At 55.9% G+C, this 4,261-nt stretch carries 6 protein-coding genes; 4 read left to right on the top strand and 2 right to left on the bottom strand.

Annotated elements, in window-relative coordinates; genetic code table 11:
• The first annotated feature begins 269 nt into the window (after nt 1-269).
• Nucleotides 270-659 carry a hypothetical protein gene (locus tag V6D20_25535; GenBank protein ID HEY9819145.1) on the top strand — a complete coding sequence of 130 codons (390 nt, stop codon included), beginning with the start codon at nt 270-272 and terminating at the stop codon, nt 657-659.
• Nucleotides 660-677: 18 nt separating this feature from the next.
• On the opposite strand, the gene miaE is transcribed toward V6D20_25535, so the two are convergent.
• Together miaE and V6D20_25525 are read right to left on the bottom strand one after the other, a co-directional pair.
• Nucleotides 678-1,277, bottom strand: coding sequence for a tRNA isopentenyl-2-thiomethyl-A-37 hydroxylase MiaE (gene miaE, locus V6D20_25530; GenBank protein ID HEY9819144.1), 600 nt, complete (start codon nt 1,275-1,277; stop codon nt 678-680).
• A 304-nt stretch (nt 1,278-1,581) separates the two neighbouring features.
• Nucleotides 1,582-1,677: a cytochrome b6-f complex subunit PetL gene (locus tag V6D20_25525; GenBank protein ID HEY9819143.1), complete on the bottom strand. Its 96-nt coding sequence runs from the start codon at nt 1,675-1,677 to the stop codon at nt 1,582-1,584.
• 121 nt (nt 1,678-1,798) lie between these two features.
• Here V6D20_25525 and aroB point away from each other — a divergent pair, with 121 nt between their 5' ends.
• The 3 genes from aroB to V6D20_25510 all read left to right on the top strand — a co-directional run bounded on the left by aroB (nt 1,799) and on the right by V6D20_25510 (nt 4,226).
• Nucleotides 1,799-2,920: a 3-dehydroquinate synthase gene (aroB, locus tag V6D20_25520; GenBank protein ID HEY9819142.1), complete on the top strand. Its 1,122-nt coding sequence runs from the start codon at nt 1,799-1,801 to the stop codon at nt 2,918-2,920.
• Between the two features lie 61 nt (nt 2,921-2,981).
• Nucleotides 2,982-3,176 carry a heavy-metal-associated domain-containing protein gene (locus V6D20_25515; protein HEY9819141.1) on the top strand — a complete coding sequence of 65 codons (195 nt, stop codon included), beginning with the start codon at nt 2,982-2,984 and terminating at the stop codon, nt 3,174-3,176.
• A 186-nt stretch (nt 3,177-3,362) separates the two neighbouring features.
• Nucleotides 3,363-4,226, top strand: coding sequence for a Tab2/Atab2 family RNA-binding protein (locus V6D20_25510; protein ID HEY9819140.1), 864 nt, complete (start codon nt 3,363-3,365; stop codon nt 4,224-4,226).
• Nucleotides 4,227-4,261 lie beyond the last annotated feature (35 nt).

Below are 4,261 nucleotides of genomic sequence, written 5' to 3'. Positions count from 1 at the left end.
CCAGCCGCTACTGATGAATCTAAGGCCGCCCCACCCGAGATTATCGAAGCTGAGTTCGACAACCCTGGTTAAAAGCCGATGACTCGCCGCCACGGAAACACTGCCTCATAGAGCAATCGCCTGTACTAGCAGGATAATAGGCGGAAATGCTATGGTTTGCCTGACTGATCGTCTGCCATCGTGCATCCACCTGCCATCGATGCCAGCATTCACAGTTGTACGATCCTATGGTTCACCCCGAACATCAATCCCACTCATTGGCTGATGAGATGGACAGCATAGAGAATGAAGATCCTACCTTCTTACAGCAGGTTGAGCGCCTACACCATCTAACGGTCTATAGCCGTTGGGCAGCAGTGTTAGGGCTATGGATGAGTGTGGGCCTACTCAGCCTGTGGCATGTGCGCCACGAACTAGAGCTATGGGCAGATTACTTTACCTGGGCGGCCCTGCGCTATGCGATCATTTTTAACCGCTTGCCGGCCATTGGTCTAGCGACCTGCATTGGCATGACGGTCTCCGTCCTCGTTTGGCAAAGCCGCAATATCCTGTGGGGCCTGCCCAAGCTGGATCGCGATCGCCTCAAGCTGCAAGTCTGGAAAATTCGCCAGCAGGGCCCCAAACATCCCCTCTGGGCATGGATTAATCGATCGGGATAGGCACCCTCGGATCAAGCCTTAGCTATGAATCCGGGGTTCGGGGTGCAGGGTGGCCAAAAGATCGGCTTCGATCGCCCCCAGTTCCAGTAAACGAGCCTTCACCTGCTCACGGCTAAAGCTAGTGGTCGCCAACGTCCAATAAACGCCGTAGTGGCGCGCCTCGGAGGCCATGAGACCGCGATAAAAAGCGGCCAGCTCCGGCTCTGGGCAATGGGCAGCAAGCAGACCTAAGCGTTCGTGGCTGCGGGCTTCAATCAACCCTGCGACCAAGAGCGAATCCAGCAAGCGTTCGGGTTCTTGGCGACGAACGTGGGCCGTGAGTCCCGCACCGTAGGGAGGTGCAGCCAAGGGTGCCAGGGCCATCCCCCGCCGTTCTAGCCACTGGTTGACTTGGTCAAAATGCTCCAGCTCTTCCCGAGCGATCGCTGTCAGGGTGCGCACCAGTTGGGTATGGGACGGATAGCGAAACATCAGGTTGAGGGCAACGCTAGCCGCCTTACGTTCGCAATGGGAATGATCCAGCAGCACCACATCGAGGTGAGCGATCGCTTGCTCAACCCAGGCCATGGAGGTGGCAGACTGCAAAAATTTAATTGGTGTTGGGGTGGTCGCGGTCACGGGTGCGGTTACAGGTAGAGGTCGATCAGAAACTAGCTTCTCAGGTAACACAGACGCTCAACGATGAGAAGCGGGTTGAGCAGAGTCGAAACCCGGTTTTATTAGGAGAAGCGGGTTGAGCGGAGTCAAAACCCGGCAGCTTTATTAAAGGGAGTCCACTTAACGCATTAAGGTAGACCGATCAAGAAGGTAGACCGATTAAGGTAGACAGAGGGGATCGTCGGGGTGTTCCAACACATCTGCAATCGGTGGCGCAACACCTCGGTATCCCCCAAGCTCCCCTAATCTAGGAAGCATCAACCTCTTAAATGAGTTTGACGGCCTTGAGGGTGAGATATAGACCAAAGGCCAAGGCCAAGGCTCCCCCATAGATCAACACGTAGGCGATCGCTCCAGACATAGTGATTCCTCCATCACGCTAACAACTGCGGATCAGTCCGACTGCATCTATTGAACCATTTTGTGAAGTAGAATACAGCCCACAGACCTTGAAAACTTTGCAGCACAACCCCTCCTCCACCATGACAGCAACCTCTTTTGTGACCGTCGATCTGCCCCAACAGTCCTATCAAGTGGCGATCGCACCCCAAGGGTTAGATCATCTCGGCCCTTGGCTCCAAGATCCAGAGATTGTGGCCAAGCCGCCAGGGAAACGTATCCTACTAGTATCAAACCCGGCGATCTTTAAGCACTATGGCGATCGCGTCGTGGCATCCCTAGAAACGGCGGGTTTTCAGGTTGCCGTCTGCCTCCTGCCACCGGGGGAACGCTACAAAACCCTAAACTCCATCCAAAAGATCTACGATGCCGCCCTCGCCCATCACCTAGAGCGATCGTCCTGCATCGTGGCTCTTGGCGGCGGCGTGATTGGCGATATGGCAGGCTTTGCGGCGGCCACCTGGCTGCGGGGTATCGCCGTGGTGCAGGTACCGACCTCGCTGTTGGCCATGGTCGATGCCTCCATGGGCGGCAAAACCGGGGTGAACCATCCCCAGGGCAAAAATTTGATTGGCGCGTTCCATCAACCGCGCCTGGTCTTGATCGATCCCCAAGTCCTGCGCACATTGCCAGCGCGGGAGTTTCGGGCCGGCATGGCAGAGGTGATTAAGTACGGCATTATCTGGGATGCCGACTTGTTTGGGCAGCTTGAGGCCGCCAAGCGCCTGGATCAAGTCCGTTACCTACCTGAGGAGTTGCTGCATACCATTCTCACCCGCTCCTGCCAGGCCAAGGCCCATGTGGTCAGCAAGGATGAAAAAGAGGCAGGGCTACGGGCGATTTTGAACTACGGGCACACTATAGGTCACGCCGTGGAAAGTCTGACGGGCTATAAGCTGGTCAACCATGGTGAGGCTGTGGGTATCGGCATGGTTGCCGCCGGGCATATTGCCGTGCAGCTCGGGATGTGGACTGCTGCCGAGAGCGATCGCCAAACTGCCTTGATCCAAAAAACCGGCCTGCCCACTCAACTGCCAGCCGGGATGGATTTGGATGCGATCGTCGCTGCCCTCAGTCACGATAAAAAGGTGCTCGATGGCCAAGTGCGGTTTATCTTGCCCCAGAGCATCGGCACGGTGATTGTCACCGATCAAGTACCCGCCACTGTGGTGCAGGAAGCGCTAACCGCGATCGCTTGCCAGTAGCCAAGGGGCCGCTCTCACGGCACAATGAGTCATAGGACGTATGGATTACGGGAGAACTGTCATGGCGATGACCATCAACGTGCCGTCTATTATGTGCGACGCCTGTGTCAAAACCGTCACCAAGGCGATCGCCAAGCTGGACGCATCAGCCCAAGTAGATGCTGATTTAGACAACAAAAATGTGACCGTGATCACAACCTCCAGCGAAGCGGATGTGCGCCAAGCCATCACCTCGGCCGGCCATACCGTCGAGTAACGCCTACGGCATTGCTGGATAGCAGGATGAATTGCCCCCATCCCCAACCCTTCTCCCTAGGGAGAAGGGGCTAAAACTCTTGTCCTCTCTCCTGTTGGCAGAGGGCTAGGGTGAGGGTAGATGGTGCGATTCATACCTAGATTCAGCAATGCTACGCCTACTGTTCACCATCTGCTAGAGAACCGCATGGGGATTATTTGGGAAATCGATTTTTACTCGCGCCCAGTGCTAGATGAGCGCAACAAGAAACAGTGGGAGGTGCTGATTTGCGAAAGTCCGCTGCGCATTGACCAACCGCCGGATGACCTGTTTCGCTATAGCCAATTTTGCTCCAACACGGAAGTGAATTCAGTATGGCTGCGGCAGGCCTTGGAGGAAGCGATCGCCCAGGCCGCCGCTCCCCCCGACCGCGTTCGCTTTTTCCGCCGCCAGATGACCAATATGATCACCAAAGCTTGTGAGGATGCTGGCATTCCTGCCTATCCTAGCCGGCGCACGGTGGCGCTCAATCAATGGTTGCAGGCTCGTATGGATCAGGTCTATCCCGCCATGCCCAACTACAAGCCCAGCGCCAACCCATCGGTGAACCTAGGCGACAGTATCCCTCAGCGCCTGCCCGATGCCTTGGTCGGCCAGCAATGGACCTTGGTCACCCTAGAAGCCAGCGCCTTTGCCGACTTTCCAGACTGGGCCGTAGATTTTGGCGAAGTCTTCTCCTTTCCATTGCTGGATCTACCTCCCGATACCCGCATTCCCGGCGTGCTAATCTTCTCACCTCGGGCCCTGCCCCTAGCCGCCTGGATGTCAGGCTTAGAGCTTGCTTTTGTCAAAGCCCTGCCCAGTAAACCGCCAGTCCTGGCCCTAGAAACGGGCGCGAGTGAGTCATGGATTTTGGCTAACCTGACCACCGACACCCTGACTACCGAAGCTCAAAACTTTGAACGTGCTAAGCAAAAGGCCCAAGGCGTTCACTTTTTGGCCACCCAAACTGATGCCGATGCCGATGCCTTCACCGGATTTTGGCTGATGCAAGAACTAAATTTAGCGTAATGGTACCAAAATCTCGGAAGATAAAGAGGTGACTC

Source organism: Candidatus Obscuribacterales bacterium (assembly GCA_036703605.1).
GTDB lineage: Bacteria > Cyanobacteriota > Cyanobacteriia > RECH01 > RECH01 > RECH01.
The sequence above is the reverse complement of the archived record's forward strand: the minus strand, read 5'-3'. Positions and strand labels throughout refer to the sequence as shown.

Bases quoted from the DNA above. Each gene is read 5' to 3' on its own strand.
- V6D20_25535 (HEY9819145.1), top strand. From the start codon at position 270: ATGGACAGCATAGAGAATGAAGATCCTACCTTCTTACAGCAGGTTGAG.
- V6D20_25525 (HEY9819143.1), bottom strand. From the start codon at position 1,677: ATGTCTGGAGCGATCGCCTACGTGTTGATCTATGGGGGAGCCTTGGCC.
- aroB (HEY9819142.1), top strand. From the start codon at position 1,799: ATGACAGCAACCTCTTTTGTGACCGTCGATCTGCCCCAACAGTCCTAT.
- V6D20_25515 (HEY9819141.1), top strand. From the start codon at position 2,982: ATGGCGATGACCATCAACGTGCCGTCTATTATGTGCGACGCCTGTGTC.
- V6D20_25510 (HEY9819140.1), top strand. From the start codon at position 3,363: ATGGGGATTATTTGGGAAATCGATTTTTACTCGCGCCCAGTGCTAGAT.